At 73.4% G+C, this 18922-nt stretch carries 3 protein-coding genes; all 3 read right to left on the bottom strand.

Going from position 1 to position 18922, the window contains the following annotated elements; translation table 11 throughout:
• The 3 genes from AB0G74_RS27055 to AB0G74_RS27045 are packed head-to-tail and all read right to left on the bottom strand — an operon-like array spanning position 1 to position 18903.
• A complete protein-coding gene (locus tag AB0G74_RS27055) occupies positions 1-8982 on the bottom strand; it encodes an amino acid adenylation domain-containing protein (protein WP_361151111.1) in 8982 nt (2993 codons plus the stop codon).
• Positions 8983-8987: 5 nt separating this feature from the next.
• The gene (locus tag AB0G74_RS27050) at positions 8988-17672 is read right to left on the bottom strand and encodes an amino acid adenylation domain-containing protein (RefSeq protein WP_361151108.1); all 8685 of its coding nucleotides are present in this window, start codon (positions 17670-17672) and stop codon (positions 8988-8990) included.
• A 43-nt stretch (positions 17673-17715) separates the two neighbouring features.
• The gene (locus AB0G74_RS27045; RefSeq protein ID WP_361151105.1) at positions 17716-18903 is read right to left on the bottom strand and encodes an NAD(P)/FAD-dependent oxidoreductase; all 1188 of its coding nucleotides are present in this window, start codon (positions 18901-18903) and stop codon (positions 17716-17718) included.
• Between the last annotated feature and the right edge of the window lie 19 nt (positions 18904-18922).

The following is an 18922-nucleotide window of genomic DNA, read 5'->3' as shown; positions in this document are numbered from 1 at the left end:
CTACTCCTCTGCGAACATCTTGCGCAGGCCGGGCCGGCGGGGGGCGGCCGACTCCTCGGTCCACGCGGCGAGCGCGGCCACGGTCGGCAGGTCGAAGACCTTGCGGATGGGGATCTCTATCGCCAGTTCGGCCCTGGCCCGGCTGATCAGCCGGGTGGCGAGCAGGGAGTGCCCGCCGAGGGCGAAGAAGCCGTCGTCGGCGCCGACCCGGTCCACGCCGAGGACTTCGGCGAAGAGCGCGGCGAGGGCCGCTTCGCGGGCCGTGCCGGGGGCCCGGTAGGCGGTCCCGGTGTACTCGGGTTCGGGCAGGGCGGCCCGGTCCAGTTTGCCGTTGGGGGCGAGGGGCAGCCGGTCGATGAGGACGACGACGGACGGCACCATGTAGTCGGGCAGCCGGGCCGCGACGAAGGCCCGCAGGTCGCCGGTTCCGGGACGGGCGTTGTCGCCGGTGGGCCTCTCCCGGGGGGCCGCCGGGCCGGGCGCCGGGCCCGTGCCGGGAGTCGGGTCCGTACCGGTCGCGGATTCCGGTTCCGGGTCCGTCCCGGCGGGCACGGCGTAGGCGATCAGCCGGGGCCCGGTGCCGTCGCCGGACGGGTCGCGGGCGATGACGACGGCCCGGTCGACCCCCGGGTGCGCGGTGAGGGCGGCCTCGATCTCGGCGGGTTCGACGCGGAATCCGCGTACCTTGATCTGCGCGTCCCCCCGGCCCGTGTACTCCAGCCGGTTCCCGGCGTCGACCCGGGCCAAGTCGCCGGTACGGTACATCCGGGCTCCGGCGGGCCCGAACGGGTCGGCGACGAACCGTTCGGCGGTCAGTGCCGCCCGGCCCCGGTAGCCGCGCCCCACGTTCCCGCCGACGTACAGTTCGCCGACGGCGCCCGGGGGGACGGGGACCAGTCCGGGGCCGAGGACGTAGGTCCGCATATTGCCGAGCGGGGTGCCGACGGGGACGCCACCCGGCCGGTCCCCCGCCGGGTCGTCGTCGACGGTGTGGGTGGTGGCGTAGAACGACTCGCTCTGCCCGTAGGCGTTGACGATCCGTACGCCGGGGAAGGCGGCCCGGGTCCGTTCGACGAGCGCCGGGGTCAGGGCCTCACCGGCGAAGACCACGGTCCCCACCCGCGTACGGTCCGCGACGGCGTCGACGAGTTCGGCGAAGGCGGAGGGCACGGTGGAGATGACGTCCCCGCTCCAGCCCGCGCCCTCGCCGAGCGCCAGGACGTCCCGGACGACTTCCACGGTGCCGCCGGTGGCGAGGGTCGTGAAGATCTCGAACACGGAGACATCGAAGTTGACCGACGTCCCGGCGAGCAGCCGGTGGCCCGGTGCCATGTCCAGCCGGGCGGCGAGCCGCAGTACGCCGTTGACCACATTGGCGTGGGTGATGGCGACGCCCTTGGGCCGCCCCGTGGAGCCGGAGGTGTACATCACATAGGCCAGTTGCCCGGCGCGGGGCGGACGGCCGGGGCCGCCGGTGTACGCGGCCGGGCCGAGGATGTCGAGGAGGACGTCGGGCGCGTCGTGTTCCGGCAGCAGTGGTGCGGTCGCGGAGTCCGTGAGGACGAGACACGGCCGGGCCTCGTCCATGACGGCGGCCGTACGGTGCCCGGGGTAGCCGGGGTCGACGGGCAGATACGCGCCGCCCGCCCGCACCACCGCGAGCAGGGCGACCACCAGTTCCGCCGTCCTCGGCAGGGCGACCGCGACCAGTGACTCCGGACCCACGCCCAGTCCGCTCAGGGCGCGGGCCAGCCGGTCGGCGCGGGCGGCCAGTTCGCGGTAGGTGAGCGTGTCGTCTCCGGCGACGACGGCGACCGCGTCCGGGGTGCGGGCCGCCTGGGCCGCCACCAGCCCGTCGATCGTGGTGTCCGGGGTGGGGGCGGCCGTGTCGTTGAGGCGGACGAGCAGCCGGTCGCGTTCGGCCGGGTCGAGGAGGTCGAGCCGCCCGACCGGCAGTCCGGGGTCGGCCGCCAGCCGCTCCAGGAGGCGGACGAAGCGGGCCGCGTACGCCGCCACGGTGTCCCGGTCGAAGGCACCGGGCGTGTACTGGAGCAGGAAGTGGAGATCCGGATCGGCCGCCGCCATCAGGGCGAGCGGGTAGTGGGTGCCGTTGGACGGGCGCAGTCCGGTGAAGGCGATACCGTCGGCGGCCTCGGTGGCGGCGCCGATGCCCTCGCGGTCGACGGGGTAGGACTCGAAGACGACCAGGGTGTCGAAGAGGTTCCCCGGTCCGGCCGCCCGCTGGATCTCGGTGAGCCCGTAGTAGTGGTGATCCTGGAGGCCCGCCTGGCGGTGCTGGAGCCGGGTGGCGAGTTCGGCGAAGGTGTCGCCGGGCGCGTACTCCACCCGTACGGGCAGGGTGTTGATGAACATCCCGACCATCGATTCGACGTCGGGGACGGCGGGCGGCCGGCCGGAGACGGTGGCGCCGAACACCACGTCCCGGCGGCCGGTGAGCTGTCCGAGCAGGAGCGCCCAGGCGCCCTGGACCAGGGTGTTGACGGTGATGCCCTGGTCGGCGGCGTACCGGTGGAGGGTGCCGGACAGTTCCGGCGGCAGGCTGATCGCGATCTGGTCCAGGCCCTCGCCCGGGCCGGTTCCGGGGGCGGCGAGCAGGGTCGGTTCGCCGGCTCCGGCGAGTTCCGCCGCCCAGGCGCGGGCCGAGGCGTCGCGGTCCTGCCGGGCGTGCCAGGCGAGGAATGCGCCGTAGCTCCGGGTGGGGGGCAGTCCGGTGGTGTCGCCGTGGGACGCGTAGAGCAGCAGCAGGTCGCGCATGAGCAGGGGGGACGACCAGCCGTCGGAGAGGGTGTGGTGGACGGTGAGGACGAGTTCGGCCCGGCCGGGTTCGGGGACGACGAGGGCGAGCCGGATGAGCGGCGGGACGGCGGGGTCGAAGTGGGCGGCCCGGTCCTCGGTGAGGAACGCCTCGAAGAGTTCGGTGCGCTCCGGGGTGCCGTGGCCGGTGAGGTCGAGATACCGCCACGGCAGGGTCACCCCGGCGGCGGGCACGATCTGGACGACGTCGCCGCCCGCCCGCTCGGCGAAGGCGGCCCGGAGGTTGTCGTGCCGGTCCAGCAGGGCCTGTCCGGCCCGGCGCATCCGGTCCGGGTCGACGTCGCCGGAGAGATGGAAGACCAGTTGGACGTGGTAGGCGTCGAAGGACGATCCGGCGAGCAGCGAGTGGAACAGGATCCCGGACTGGGCGGGGGTGACCGGCCAGATCTCGGCCAGCGGACCGTACCGGCCCTCCCAGGTGTCGATCTCCGGCTGGCCGACGGGAACCAGGGGCGCGTCCGACGGGGTCAGTCCACCGGCGCCGGGGGTGGTGGCGTGCCGGGCCAGGGCGGTCAGGGCCCGGACCCACAGCTCCGCGAGTTCGGTGACGTCGGCCCGGGAGAGCACCCCGGTGGCGAAGCCGAAGTGGGCGGTCAGTTCGTCGCCCGCGCCGGTGTCGACGGCGACCGCGTTGATCTCCAGCGCCGACAGTACGGGCAGGTCGGCGTCGGGCGCGGCGATCAGTCCGGGTCCGGCGGGGTCGGGCGCCCAGCCGAGGCCGCGCAGTTCCTCCGGGATGTCGGCGCCGGACGTCCGGCCCAGGTAGTTGAAGCCGATCCGGGGTTCCCGGTACCCGGCGAGTACGGCGGCGGTCTCCGGGTTGAGCCGGCGGAGCAGTCCGTAGCCGATGCCGCCGCCGGGGACGGCCCGCAGCTGCTCCTTGACGGCCTTGACGGCTCGTCCGGCGGCCGGGCCGCCGTCGAGGGCTTCGGCCGGGTCGATGCCGGTGAGGTCCAGCCGTACCGGATACATGGCGGTGAACCAGCCGACGGTCCGCGACAGGTCGGCGCCGGGTACGGCGTCCTCGTCGCGGCCGTGGCCCTCCAGCCTGATCAGGGCCGGGGCGTCGGGGATGTCGCGGGCGCGGCGCCACTGGGCGAGGGCCAGCGCCAGGGCGGCCAGCAGTCCGTCGTCCGGGCCGCAGCGGAAGACGGCGGGCAGGGTGTCGAGGACGGTCCTGGTGACCTCGGCGGGGACCCGGACCCGGATGGTGTCGGCGGTCGCGGCGGTATCGAGCGCCGGGTCGGGTTCCCGGGTGCCGAGCACGGGTTCGTCGGTCGCCAGGATCCGCCGCCACGCGGGGAGTTCCGCGATCCGTTCCGGGGTCAGCGCCTCCTCGGCCAGGGCGTGCGCCCAGCGGCGGAACGAGGTGCCGGGGGCGGTGGCCGGTGCCGGGGGGCGGCCGTCGCGGATCCGCTGCCAGGCGGCGACCAGGTCGGGGACCAGGATCCGCCAGGACACGCCGTCGACGACGAGGTGGTGCAGCACGATCAGCAGCCGGTCCGGGCCGGTGGCGGAGGTGAACCGGACGAACTGCGCCATCGTTCCGGCGTCCGGGTCGAGCCGGTCCGCGGCGGCGTCGAGTTCCGCCTGGAGGGCGGCGCCGTCGTACGGGATCTCGCGCAGCAGGTCCCGCGCGTCCGTCGTGCCGGGCGGTTCGATCCACCAGCCGGGCCGGTCCCGGTCGAGCCGGGACCGGAGGACGTCGTGCCGGTCCAGCAGGGTTTGTACGGTGGCGAGCAGCCCGGCCCGGTCGATGTCACCGGGCAGGGTGAGCAGCCCGGACATGCAGAGCCTGCCGAGGCCGCCGCCGAGGCCGAGGACGTGGGCGGCGGTCGGCAGCAGGGGCACCGGTCCGGTGGCGCCGCCGGGCAGCTCCGCCAGGACGGGGCGTTCCTCCGCGCGGTCGCGGGCCAGTTCCGCGAGCCGGGCGACGGTGCGGTGTTCGAAGATCTCCCGGGTGCTGACCTCGATCCCGCGCGCCCTGGCCCGGGCGACGACCTGGATGGAGCGGATGCTGTCGCCCCCGGCGGCGAAGAAGTCGTTGTCGATGCCGACGCTCTCCGCGCCCAGTACCTCGGCGAAGAGGGCGCTGAGGGTCTCTTCCCGCCAGTCGCGGGGGGCCCGGCCGGTGGACGCCCGGGTGGGGTCGGGTGCGGGCAGCGCGCGGTGGTCGAGTTTTCCGTTCGGGGTGAGCGGCAGTTCCGGGAGGGGGACCAGCGCCGTGGGGACCATGTAGTCGGGGAGCCGGGACCGGAGGTGGGCGGTGATCTCGCCGAGCAGGGGGCCGATCGACCGGGCGAGTACGGGGGCGTTGGCCAGGGGCCGTCCGGGCGGGCCGCCGGGGACGTAGGTGTTGTGGACGTGGTCGGCGGAGCCGTTTGGTGGTCCGGGCAGCAGTACGGCGTCGTAGTGGCGGGCGTCCTCGCCGGACCAGGTGATCAGTGCTTCGGCGCCGTTTTCGCGAAGGTGCCGGACCAGTTCGTCCGGGTCGACGGGTGTGCCGGTGGGGGGTGTCCGGCCGAGGAGTCCGGCGGCGGCGGTGAGGGCGGCTTCGGCGGCCAGCCGGGTGTTGGGGATGCCGGTCACCCGGACCGGGCCGCCGGTGCGGCGGGCGAAGTCGGTGAGATCGGCGAGGTCCGTGAGACCGGTGAGGTGTCCGCCCCATGGCACGGCGGGTATCCGGGCCAGGTCCAGAACCCCGGCGGGGTTCTTGTGGAGGACGACTTCGTAGCGGTGCCGGGTGAGTTCGTTGTGGGCCCGGCCGGGTTTCAGCCGGATGTCGACGGCGGCGGAGTGCTCGGCGGCCCAGGCGGTGAACCACTCGGGGGCGATGACGAGTTCCCGTTCGGCCAGCAGTTCGCGGCTGACGAGGGTGCGCAGCTCCTCGTAGGAGGCGTGGGGGTGGGCGGCGCGCTGGATCGCGGTGTGCAGGAGGTGGCGGGTGGTGGCGTTGCGTACGTCGCCGACGACGATCCGGCCGTCCGGGGCGAGCAGTTCCATCGCCCGGCTCAGTACCCGGTCCAGATAGCCGGTGTCGGGAAAGTACTGGACGACGGAGTTGAGGACGACGGTGTCGAAGCGTCCCGCGGGCAGTCCGGTGGTGTCGTCGGCGGGCCGGGCGGTGAGGTGGACGCGGTCGCCTTGCCCGGCCCGGTCCGCCTGGGCCCGGACCCGGGCCACGACCGGGGCGGAGATGTCGGTGCCCCAGTACTCGTCGACCCGTTGGGCGATCCGGCCCAGCAGGAGTCCTGAGCCGACCCCGATCTCCAGGATCCGGCGGGGCGCCGGGCGCAGTACTGCGGCGACGGCGGCGTCGCGCCACTCCCGCATCTCGTCCAGGGGGATGGGTTCGCCGGTGTAGCTGGAGTTCCAGCCGCGGAAGTCCTCACCGAACCCGGCGTCCCCGGGGTCGGCGTAGGTGTCGTCGTAGAGGTCGCGCCATTCGTCCACCTGGGCGTCGGCGTCGGCGGTCGCGGCCCGGGACGCGGGCACCACATATCCCACCAGCCGCCGGCCGCCCCGCGGGGTGTCGCTCACGACGACGGCGGCCCGGTCGACTCCCGGGTGTGCCATGAGGGCGTGTTCGATCTCGCCGGGTTCGATCCGGAAGCCGCGGATCTTGATCTGGACGTCGGTCCGGCCGAGGTATTCGACCTTGCCGTCGCGGGTCCAGCGGACCAGGTCCCCGGTGCGGTACATCCGGGTGCCCGGCGTGCCGTAGGGGCAGGCGACGAAGCGGTTCGCGGTCAGGGCTGATCGTCCCAGGTAGGACCGGGCGAGCCCGGTACCGGCCAGATACAGCTCACCGGCTACTCCGGGCGCGACCGGGCGCAGCGCCGGGTCGAGTACGTACAGCTGGGTGTTCCAGGCGGGTGCGCCGATCGGCAGCCGTTCGGCGCCGGGGGTGTGGCGGGCCGCGGTGACCTCGACGGCGGCTTCGGTGGGTCCGTAGAGGTTGTGGATCTCGCAGCCGGGGAGCAGGGCGGCGACCCGGTCGGCGAGGTCGGCGGGGAACGCCTCGCCGCCCGCTTCCAGCCAGCGCAGGCCGGTGCACCCGGCGGCGGCGGGTTCGGCGGCGAAGGCTTCGAGCAGGGAGGGGACGAAGAAGGCTCCGGTGACGCCGGTGCGCCGGATCAGTTCGGCCAGGTAGCGGGGGTCGCGCCGGCCGTCGGGGCGGGCGATGACGACGGCCGCCCCGGTCAGCGGGGCGGTGAAGGCTTCCGGGACGAGGGCGTCGAAGCCGACGGACGAGCTCATCAGGGTGCGGTCCCCGGGGCCGGTCCGGAACCGGTCGGCGCGCCAGGCGAGCATGTTGGCCGCGGAGCGGTGGGTGATCTGGACGCCCTTGGGTGTTCCGGTGGAGCCGGAGGTGTAGACGACGTAGGCGGTGTTGTCGGGTGAGAGCGTACGTTCCGGGTCGGCCGGGGGGTATCCGGAGACGTCGGGCGGGGTGTCGTCCAGGGTCAGCAGTGGCCGGGCGTCGTCCACGAGGTAGCGCACCCGGTCGGCGGGGAGTTCGGGGTCCACGGGCAGATAGGCGGCGCCGGTCTTGAGGACGGCGTAGATCGCCACCATCAACTCCACCGAGCGCGGCAGCCGGATCATCACCAGTTCTTCCGGGCCCGCGCCGTGTTCGGCGAGCCAGTGCGCCAGCCGGTTGGCCCGCTCGTTGAACTCCCGGTAGGTCAGGGTCTCGGTCTCGCCGATCAGGGCGACGGCGTCGGGGTCCTGCCGGACCCGGGCCTCGAAGGCGTCGGGCAGGGTGGTGTCGGATATCGGGCGGGCGGTGTCGTTGACCGTGTGGAGGAGCCGGTCGCGTTCTTCGGCGGAGAGGACGTCGATCGCGGCGACGGGGATCGCCGGGTCGTCCAGGACTTGCTCCAGGACGCGGATGAACCGGTCGACGAAGCCGGTGGCCGTGGTGTGGTCGAAGAGTTCGGTGGCGTACTCCAGGAGCCCGTGGGCGCCGCCGGCCGCGGTCGGCACGATATTGAGGAAGAGGTCGAACTTCGCGGTGCCGGTACTCGCCGGTACGGGGGTGACCCGCAGGCCCGGCATGGTGATCTCGGGCCAGACGAACTGCCAGCCCAAGGCGGTCTGGAAGAGGGGTTGGTAGGCGGTGGAGCGGTCCGGGGCGAGTACCTCCACCAGTCGTTCGAAGGGGATGTCCTGGTTGTCGTAGGCGGCGAGGGCCTTCTCCCTGATCTGCTCCAGGAGTTCGCCGAATCCGGGGTCTTTGCTGAGGTCGGCGCGGAGTACCCAGGTATTGACGAAGAACCCGATCAGATCGTCGAGCTGTTCGTCGGCGCGGCCCTCGATCGGGCTGCCGATGGTGATGTCGTCGCCCGCGCCCAGTTTCCGCAGCAGGACCGCCAGCGCCGCCTGGGCCACCATGGGCGCGGTGGCTCCCCGGTCGACGGCCAGTTTCTGGAGCCGGGCCAGGAGTTCGGGGGAGAGGGCGAAGGGGACGGCGCCGCCGTGGTGCCCGGCGACCGGGGGCCGGGTCCGGTCGAGGGGCAGTTGCAGCGGCTGCGGTACGCCGGTCAGCTCGTCGCGCCAGTAGGCGAGCTGTGCGGCGGCGACGCTCTCCGGGTCGGTTTCGTCGCCCAGCAGCTGCCGCTGCCACAGGGTGTAGTCCTTGTACTGGATCGGGAGCGGGGCCCAGTCGGGTGCCCGCCCCCGGTGGCGGGCCTCGTACGCCGTCATCAGATCCCGCAGGAACGGTGCCATCGACGCCCCGTCGGCGGCGATGTGGTGGAAGACGAAGGCCACCACATGGTCCAGGGGCCCGGTCCGGAACACGGTCGTCCGCAGGGGTGGTTCGGTGAGCAGGTCGAAGACCTCCCGGGCGGCCTCGTGGACGGCGGCGTCCACCCGGTCGGGGGCCACGTCGACCACGCGGAACGGGGGTTCGGCCTCCGCCGGGCCGAGGATCCGCTGTGCCGGGTTCCCGTCGGGGTCCTCGGCGACCAGGGTGCGCAGACTCTCGTGCCGGGTGACGACATCGGTCACCGCCGCAGCCAGGGCCGCCGGGTCGAGCGGTCCTTCGAGGCGGAGCACGAACGGCTGGTTGTACGTCGCCGACGGGCCTTCCATCCGGTGGAGGATCCACATCCGGCGCTGGGCAAAGGACAACGGGATCATCGACGCTACTCCTGTACGGTCATCTGTCGCAGCTGAGGGCGTTTCGATGTGGCCAGCTTCTTGATCTGCTCCGCCAGCCGGGCGACGGTCCGGTTCCGGAACACCGTGGTGACCTTCACATCGACCCGGAGTTCGGTACGGACGCGCCCGATCAGCCGGGTGGCCAGCAGTGAGTGCCCGCCGCTTTCGAAGAAGTCGGTGTCGATGCCGATCTCCTCGGTGCCGAGCAGTTCGGCGAAGAGGCGGCAGAGGACCTTCTCGTGGTGGTCGCGCGGTGCTCGTCCGGCGGTGGTGGGGGCGCGGTCGGGCGCGGGGAGCGCGGCGCGGTCGAGTTTGCCGCTGGAGGTCAGTGGCAGGGCGTCGAGGACGGTCAGTTGCGCGGGGACCATGTAGTCGGGGAGCTGCCGGGCCAGCCGGGTCCGGAGATCGCGGGCGAGCTGGTCGGGGGTGTGCCAGTCGGCGGGGGCGGCGGGGGTCGGGGTCGGGGTGTTCCGGCCGGGCCGGGTGGCGTACAGCTGGAACATGCCGGTGCCGTCGAGGCCCTCCGGGGTTCTGACGGCGACCCGGAATCCCCTGGTCTCCAGGAGTCCGGTGACGACCGCGACCCTGTCGTCGGTGTCGTGGACCTCGGCCACGATCTGGTGGATCAGCGGCCAGTGCGCCGGTTCGATGCCGCGCAGGGCGGCCAGTTCGCTCCGCTCGGCGTCGATCTTCAGCAGGTCGACCTCGGTCAGTCCGTGTTCCCGGATGAGCTGGGAGACGGTACGCAGCTCCACTTCGATCCGGGTACTCGCCAGCCGGTCGGTGAGCATCTCGTCGGTGAGGCGCTCGTCGTCTCCGGTACCCGACCCGGCGCCGCCGGGGTCGTCGCCGGGGCGGGACTCATTGGCGATCACCCGGCGCAGGGTCTTCCGTTCCGCGGCCTCGTCCGCGAAGCGCCCCGACATCAGGGACATCTCGGGGTAGTGGGTGAAGGTGGCGCGTCCCTCGGCTTCGGCGATGCCGTACTCCGTCACCACGGCGTCGAGGCCGTGGAGTTCGGCGTTGAGCCGGTAGAAGGCGGCCGTCTCCGGGATCGGTTCGCAGGCGTGGATCCGGACACCGCGTGCCCGGGACCCGGCCCAGATCCCGAACATGCCGATGTGTCCGCCGATGTCGAGGATTCGGGCGCCGTCGCCGATGGTGATGCCGCCGTGGGCGTATTCGCCGCGCCGGAAGATCTCGTCGTAGAGATAGCCGATATTCGACTTGTTCCGTCCGGCGACCGTCATGCCGTTGGGCAGTTCGTGCAGTTCGACCCCGGTGAGGCGGCCGGTCCCGGCGAGCGCCAGCCGGCGGGCCACCCCGGGGGCCGTCTCGGGGTCCACCACCGCGTAGCCGCTGAGCCGCCGGTCGCCGGTCGCGTCGGTCAGGGCGATCACGGCGGCCTGCCGTACCGCCGGATGCGCGGTCAGCGCCGCCTCGATCTCGGCCGGTTCGATCCGGAAGCCGCGCAGTTTCAGCTGGTCGTCGGTCCGGCCGAGGTAGTCGAGGCGCCCGGCGCGGTCCCACCGTACGAGATCGCCGGTGCGGTACATCCGCGCGCCGGGCCCGCCGTAGGGGCAGGCGACGAACCGGCCCGCGGTGAGCGCGGCCTGCCCGAGATAGCCCCGGGCCAGCCCGGTCCCGGCCAGATACAGCTCGCCGGGGACCCCGGGCGGTACCGGACGCAGCGCCCGGTCCAGGACGTACACCCGGGTGTTCCAGATCGGTACGCCGATCGGTACGGCGCCGGAGTCGCCGGGGCCGCAGGCGTGGTAGGTGACGTCGACGGCCGCCTCGGTGGGTCCGTACAGGTTGTGCAGTCCGACGCCGGGCAGGGTACGGGCGAAGGCGCGGGCGGTCTCCCGGGTCAGGGCCTCGCCGCTGCTGAAGACCCGGCGCAGGGTTCCGGCGCAGTCGGCGGCGGCCGGTGCGGCGAGGAACGCCTGGAGCATCGACGGTACGAAGTGGCAGGTGGTGACGGACTCCTCGGTGATCAGCCGGGCCAGATAGCCGGGGTCCTTGTGCCCTTCGGGGTCGGCGACCACCAGGGCGGCGCCCTCGGCCAGCGGCCAGAAGAACTCCCAGACCGAGACGTCGAACGACGCCGGGGTCTTCTGGAGGACCCGGTCCCCGGCGGTGAGCCCGTAGGCGTGCTGCATCCACCGGAGCCGGTTGACGATCGCCCGGTGCGTCACCTGGACGCCTTTGGGGCGGCCGGTGGAGCCGGAGGTGTGGATGACATAGGCCGCGTGGTCGGGTGAGAGCGCGCGCTCCGGGTTCGCCGACGGGTATCCGGAGGTGTCCGGCGGCTCTGTGCCGAGTACCAGCAGCGGGCGGGCGTCGTCGAGGATCCGCCGGACCCGGTCCTCGGGCAGATCGGTGCCCACCGGCAGATAGGCCGCGCCCGTCTTGATCACCGCGTAGAGGGCCACCACCAGTTCGGCGGAGCGGGGGACGCGTACCGCGATCAGCCGTTCGGGCCCGGCGCCGCGTTCGATCAGCCAGTGCGCCAGCCGGTTGGCCCGCCGGTTCAGCTCGCCGTAGGTCAGCCGCTCCCCCGCGGCGATCACCGCGAGGTCGTCGGGCCGCTCCCCGGCCCGGCGCTCGAAGGCGTCCGGCAGGGTGTCGCCGGGCGACGGGTACGCGTACGACGTGTCGTTGACGCCGTTGAGGGACCACTCCCGTTCCTGGTCGGTGAGGACGTCGACGGCCCCGACGGGGACCGCCGGGTCGGTCCGGATCTGTTCCAGTACCCGGACCAGCCGGGCGGCGATCGTCTCGGCCTCGGCCCGGTCGTAGAGGTTGTTCTGGTAGTCGAGGGAGAGCCGCAGATAGGGGTCGGAGGCGTTGAGGCTGAGCGGGTAGTGCGATCCGGCGAAGGGCCGGATGCCGTCGATGGTGAAGCCCGCCGAGGCATTGGCCTCGACGATGCCCTCACGGTCGACCGGATAGTTCTCGAACGCGATCATCGTGTCGAACAGGGCGGGCATACCGACATCGCGCTGGATGTCGGCCAGCCCGTAGAAGTGGTGGTCGAGCAGGGCGGTCTGCCGGTCCTGGAGTCCGGTGACGACCTCGGCCACGGTCCGGCCGGGCGGGCAGAGCACCCGGATCGGGAGGGAGTTGACGAAGAGGCCGACCATCTCGTCCGACCCGGGCAGATCCGCCGGGCGGCCGTTGACGGCGGCCCCGAACACCACATCGGTCTGCCCGGTGAGCTTGCTCAGCAGAATGCCCCAGGCCGCCTGGACGAGGGTGTTGAGGGTGACGCCGAGCCCGGCGGCCCGCGCGGCGAGTTCCCGGCCCTTGTCGATGGTCAGCGGTACCTCGACCCGGCCGAGTGCGGACGCCTTCTCCCGCAGGGGGTTGTCCGGGGCCACCAGGGTCGGCTGGTCGAAGCCGGCCAGCTCGGCTGTCCAGCGGGCCGCCGACGCCGCCCGGTCCCGGGTCGAGAGCCAGGCCAGATAGTCGCCGTAGCCCCGGACCGGGGCGAGCTGGTGGGTCCCGGCGTAGAGCTGGATCAGATCCTTGAACACCAGGGGCGACGACCAGCCGTCAAACACGGTGTGATGAGCCGTCAGGACGAGGGCGGCCCGCCCGGGGCCGTCGGTGAGCAGCGCCAGCCGGAACAGCGGCGGCACGGCCGGGTCCAGCTGGTCGGCCCGGTCCTCGGCGAGGACCGTGTCGAGCGCCGCGTCCCGGGCCGCCGGGTCGAGCCCGGTGAGATCGATCTGCCGCCAGGGCAGGACGACGTGTTCCGGTACGACCTGGACCGGTTCGCCGTCCGCGCCGGTGAGGAACGCGGAGCGCAGATTGGGATGGCGGTCGAGCAGGGCCTGTCCGGCCGCGCGCATCCGCGCCGGGTCGATGTCGCCGGAGAGCCGGAGCACGAACTGCATGTGGTAGACGTCGAAGGAGCCGTCGGCGACCGCGGCCTGGAACTGGATCCCGGACTGGCCGGGTGCCTGGGGCCAGACGGCCGTGAGGCGGCCGTACCGTTCCTCCCAGGTCTCGATCTCGGACTGGGCCACCCGGACCAGCGGGGCGTCCGACGGGGTCAGCCCGCCGCCGCCGGGGCCGGCGGCGTGTCCGGCCATCCCGCGCAGCTGCTCGGCCCACAGCTCGGCCAGCTCCGTGGTCCGTTCCCGGGAGAGCACTCCCCCGGCGAACATGAACGCCGCTTCCAGCCGGGTGCCCTCGGGGGTGTCGACGGCGACCGCGCCGACCTCCAGGGCGGAGAGGGCGGGCAGATCGGGGTCGGGCAGCGGCGCCAGCTCGGCCGACCAGGGCGCCGGGCCCCAGCCGTCGGCGCGCAGCGCCTCGGGCACATCGGTGCCGGAGATCCGGCCCAGGTAGTTGAAGCCGATCTGCGGTGCCGGGTATCCGGCGAGTCCGGGGGCCGTCTCCGGGTTCAGATAACGCAGCAGCCCGTAGCCGACGCCCTTGCCGGGGATGCTCCGGAGCTGCTCCTTGACCCGTTTGACCGCCCGGCCCGCCTCGGGGCCGCCCGCGGCGGCGGCGACCGGGTCCGTACCGCCGGTGTCGATCCGGGCCGGGTACATGCTGGTGAACCAGCCGACGGTGCCGGAGAGGTCGGCACCGGGCAGCAGGTGTTCCTCCCGGCCGTGGCCCTCCAGCCGGACCAGGGTGGGTCCTTCCGTGCCCCGCCACCGTTCGAGGGCGAGGGCGAGGGCGGCGAGCAGGACATCGGTTCCGGTGGCGCGGTAGGCCGCCGGGAGGGTGGTCAGTACGGCCTCGGTGACCTCGGCGGAGAGCCGGACCCGGACGCTGTCGACGGTCGACATCAGATCGACCGCCGGGTCGTACGCGCGGCTGCCCAGCGGCTGCTCCGGGGTTTCCAGCACTTCCCGCCAGTACGCCAGCTCCGCCGTCCGCTCCGGGGTGCGCGCCTCGGTCTCCAGCGCCGCCGCCCACCGCCGGGCCGAGGTTCCGCCCGTCGCCGGTCCGGGCGTCCGGCCGGACCGGACCCGTCGCCACGCCTCGGCGAGGTCCGCCATCAGGATCCGCCACGAGACGCCGTCGACCACCAGGTGGTGCAGGACGACGAGCAGTCGGCCCGCAGCCGGGGCGGCGTCGAACCAGACGAAGGCCGCCATGGTCCCGTTCTCCGGTTCGAGCCGTCCGGCCGCGTCGGCCAGTTCCCGCCGGGCCGCCGCGAGCCGGGAGGGCTCGTCCCACCGATCGTCGCAGGGGACGCGGTGGATCAGGTCCGCCGCCCGTACGGAGCCCGGCCCGGGGACGTCGAGGGAGAGGCCGCCGTCCCGGACCAGCCGGGCCCGGAGCAGATCGTGCCGGTCGAGTACTGCGTCGAGGGTCGCGGCCAGCCCGGCCGCGTCGATGCCAGCGGGCAGCTCCAGGACCATCGACATGGCGAACCGGTCCAGTCCGCCGCCGTGTTCGAAGATCTGGCGAGCCACCGGCGGCAGCGGCATGGGGCCGGTGGCGCCGCCGGTGTCCTCGGCGGGTCCGGGAGCCCCGGTGCCGCGGGCCGCGGCCAGTTCGGCGAGCCGGGCCGCAGTCCGGTGCTCGAAGACCTCCCGGGTGGTCAGCTCCAGGCCCCGGGCCCTGACCCTGGCCACCACCTGGATCGACCGCAGGCTGTCGCCGCCGACGGCGAAGAAGTCGTCGTCGGCGCCGACCCGGTCGACGCCGAGGACATCGGCGTAGACGGCGGTGACGATCCGTTCGGTCTCGGTCCGGGGCGCCCGGTAGACCTCGCCGGTGAACTCCGGCTCGGGCAGCGCCGACCGGTCCAGTTTGCCGGTCGGCCCGAGCGGCAGCCGGCCGAGGGTGACGAAGGCCGACGGCACCATGTAGTCGGGGAGCCGGGCCGCGACGAAGGTCCGCAGCTCGGCGGCGGAGGCACCGGCCAGGACGTGCGACACGTCGCCGATGCCTCCGGCGCCGTCGTCCCCGACGGCGCCGTCACCGGTGTGTACGACATAGGCGACGAGCCGCCGCCCGCCGGAGGGGGCCTCCCGGGCGATCACCACCGCCTGGCTGATCCCCGGGTGCGCGGCGACGGCCGCCTCGACCTCGGCGGTCTCGATCCGGAAGCCGCGGACCTTGACCTGGCCGTCGGCCCGGCCGACGCACTCCAGTTGCCCGTCGGCGTTCCAGCGGGCGAGGTCGCCGGTGCGGTACATCCGCTCGCCCGGGGGGCCGAACGGGTTCGCCGTATAGCGTTCCGCGGTGAGGCCCGGGCGGTGGTGGTAGCCCCGGCCGAGGCAGATCCCGGCCACGTACAGCTCGCCGACGACGCCCTGGGGCGCGGGGGCGAGTCCGGGGCCCAGCACATAGGCGCGCATGTTTCCCAGCGGGGTGCCGATGGGGACGACGTCGCCGTCCGGGCATTCCTCGTCCGGGGCGAGGGCGTAGGTGGTGGCGTAGAAGCTCTCGCTCTGTCCGTACGAGTTCACAATCCGCGCCCCGGGCAGTACCCGGCGCAGCTCGTGTACCAGCCGGGTGGGGAACACGTCTCCGGCGAGGACGACCGTCCGGACGTCGGGCGCCTTCGCCAGGTGGTCCACCAGCTCCCCGAGGACCGAGGGGACGGCGCTGATCACCCGGCCGTCCCAGGTGTCGCGGTCGGCGAGCGACGGCAGGTCGGCCACGATCTCGGCCGTACCGCCGGTGGCGAGGGTGGTCAGCAGCTCGAAGACCGACACGTCGAAGTTGACGGACGTCCCCGACTGGATCCGCCAGCCGGGCGGGGTGTCCAGGACCCGGATCAGCTCCCGGATCCCGTTGACGACATTGCGGTGGGTGATCGTCGCGCCCTTCGGCTGCCCGGTGGAGCCGGAGGTGTACATCACATAGGCCGGGTTGTCGGGGTGCGGTGGCGGGATCGGGGCACCGGTGTCCGGTGGTCCCCCGGCGTCCGCCCGGACGGCGCCCCGGTCGATCTCGACGGTCACGAGGCCGTCCCCGGGCAGTGCGCGCCGGGTGGCGGCGTCGGCGACGGCGAACCGGGGCGCCGCCTCGGCGAACACGGTCTCCGCCCGCCCGCCGAGATGGCGGGGGTCCAGCGGGAGATAGGCGGCGCCGGACTTGAGGATCCCCAGCAGCCCCACCACCAGGTCCTCGGTCCTGGGCAGGGCCAGCACCACCAGGTCCTCGGGTCCGGCGCCGCGCCGGGCCAGCTCCCGGGCGACCTCGTCCGCCCGTTCGCCGAGTCCGCGGTAGGTCAGGGTCCGGCCTTCGCAGACGATCGCCGGGGCGTCCGGGGTCCGGGCCGCCCGGGCTTCGAAGAGTTCGGGGACGGTCAGTGCGGACGTCTCGGCGGCGGTGTCGTTGAATGCGGTGAGCAGCCGGTCCCGTTCGGCCGGGGCGAGGACGTCGAGCCCGCCGACCGGCCGCCCCGGGTCGGCCACCAGCCGCCCCAGCACACGGACGAAGCGGTGCGCGATGTCCTCGGCGGTCGCGCGGTCGAAGAGGTCGGTGGCGTACTCCAGCCGGCCGGTGGCCCCGCCCGTACCGTCCGGGATCAGATCGAAGAAGAGATCGAACTTGGCGGTCCCGGTCTCCAGCCGTTCGGACCGGGCGTCGAGGCCGGGGAACGAGGCCGCCGGTACGGGCGGCTGCCAGGCGAGCATCACCTGGAAGAACGGGTTGTACGCGGTGGACCGGTCCGGGTTCAGCAGCTCCACCAGCCGCTCGAACGGCAGGTCCTGGTGGTCGTAGGCGGCGAGGGCCCGGTCCCGGACCCGCCCGAGCAGCTGACGGAAGGTCGGGTTCCGGGAGAGGTCGACCCGGAGAACCCAGGTATTGACGAAGAAGCCGACGAGTTCCCTCAGCTCCTCGTCGGTCCGGCCCGCGATCGGCGCGCCGATGGGGATGTCGTCGCCGCAGCCCAGGTGGTGCAGGAGTACGGCGAGGGCGGAGTGCATCACCATCGAGACCGTGGTGTCGGCCCCGGCGGCCAGCTCCTCCACGGCCCGGAGCACCCCGGGGTCGACGGTGAAGCGGACGGTGTCGCCCCGGTGGCCCATGGTTCTGGGGCGCGGGCGGTCGGTGGGGACGGCCAGGGGCTGGGCCAGTCCGGCGAGGGTCTGCCGCCAGTACGCGAGCTGCGCGGCTGCGAGGCTGCCGGGATCGGTCTCGTCGCCGAGGACGTCCCGCTGCCAGAGCGTGTAGTCCGCGTACTGCACCGGCAGCGGCTCCCACACCGGGGCGCCGCCGTCCCGGCGGGCCGTGTAGGCGGTGATGAGATCGCGGAACAGGGGGGCGAAGGACTCCCCGTCGACGGCGATGTGGTGCATCACCAGGACCAGGGTGTGTTCGGTGGGTCCGCGGCGCAGCAGTACGGCGCGTACCGGGATGTCGGCGGCGAGGTCGAAGGTCGCGGTGGCCGCCTCCCGGACGGCCGCCGATTCGTCGTCCGCCGCGACCGGTACGACCGGCAGCCGGAACGGGCTCTCCTCGAGCGGCAGTACCCGTTGGTGCGGTACGCCGCCGGCGTCCTCGACGATCACCGTACGGAGGACCTCGTGCCGGTCGACGACATCGCGGAGGGCCGCCTCCAGCGCGCCCGCGTCCAGCTCGCCGCCGAGCCGCAGGGCGAAGGCGCCGTTGTACGTCGGCGAAGGGCCTTCGAACCGGTCCACGAACCACAGTCGGCGCTGCGCGAACGACAACGGGATCATCGTCTCTCCAAGGGGGTAGGGCTGCCGGGGCGCGGCCGGCGGCTCAGTTCCGGTCGAGGACCGCCAGGAGTTCGGCGTTGTAGAAGTCGTCGATGGAGCAGGCGCCGGACACCGTCGAGAAGTACCGGTCGGTCAGCTCCTGGTGGCCGGTGAGATGCCGGAGCATCGCGGTCCGCCCCTCGGGCTTCAGCTCCGCCACGTTGAGCGCGCCCTGGTAGATGTCGGAGAAGGTGTCATCGAGGTCGTCCTGGTAGCCCTTCAGGGCCTCCTCCAGCGCCGGGCCGTCGTGGAGCCGGTCCCCGACGTGGTCGGTCAGCGACTGGGCCTGGAGGAAGGCGTCGGTGATCCCCCGGGCGGTGATGGAGTCCTTGTGGTGGACCGCGTCGCCGAGCAGGACCCACCCGGGGCCGTACGCCCGGCGGAAGTAGTTCTCCTGGTGCCCGGTGCCGTAGAACTGCTCGGCCCGCTCGCCCGCCGCCATCCGGGCGAAGAGTTCGGGGGCGGTCGTCCGGACGGCTTCGAGCCAGTGGGCCTCCACCGCCGTCCGGACCCGGGCGAACTCGGCCTGCGGGAAGTACGCCATGACCAGGGTGAGGCCGTCGTTGGTGGGCACGGCGACGATCCACCGGCCCGGCCGTTCGTGGATCTCGAAGCCGGAGGGCACCCCGGCCCAGTAGCTGTAGTAGACACAGGACATCCGCGGGTGTTCCACGACGTTCCGCGCCCCGGTGGTACGGGCCACCAGGGACCGCATCCCGTCCGCGCCGACGACCAGCCGCGCCCGTTCCGTCGTCTCGGTGCCGCCCGGTGTGGTGTACCGCACCCCGGCGACCCGGTCGCCGTCGTGGATCAGACCGGTGACGGCGCAGGACTCCCGGAACTCCGCGCCCGCCGCCACGGCTCCGCCCGCCAGGATCGGATCCAGGACGAACCGCCTCGGCGCGTAGGTGGTCCGATAGCCGTCGACCGGCAGGGAGAAGCCGTCCAGCCGGACCCCGGGGCCCCGGTAGCTCTCCCGGTCGATCGGCGGGCAGCCCGCGGCCCGCAGCCGGTCGAGCAGTCCCCAGCGGCCGAGCAGGGCCACGCCGGGCTGATGGATGTAGTGGGAGGAGAGTGTGTCCTTCGGGAATCGCGCCTTCTCCAGCAGCAGGGTGCGATATCCCCGCCGGGCGAAGAGCATGGCCGCCGGTGAACCCGCGCACCGGGCACCTATGACAATGATGTCGTACATGGCGCCTCTCTGCCGGTGA

It is taken from the genome of Streptomyces sp. NPDC020875 (assembly GCF_040641415.1).
GTDB lineage: Bacteria > Actinomycetota > Actinomycetes > Streptomycetales > Streptomycetaceae > Streptomyces.
Note: the sequence above shows the minus strand (reverse complement) of the source record. Positions and strands in the feature narration are given on the sequence as shown.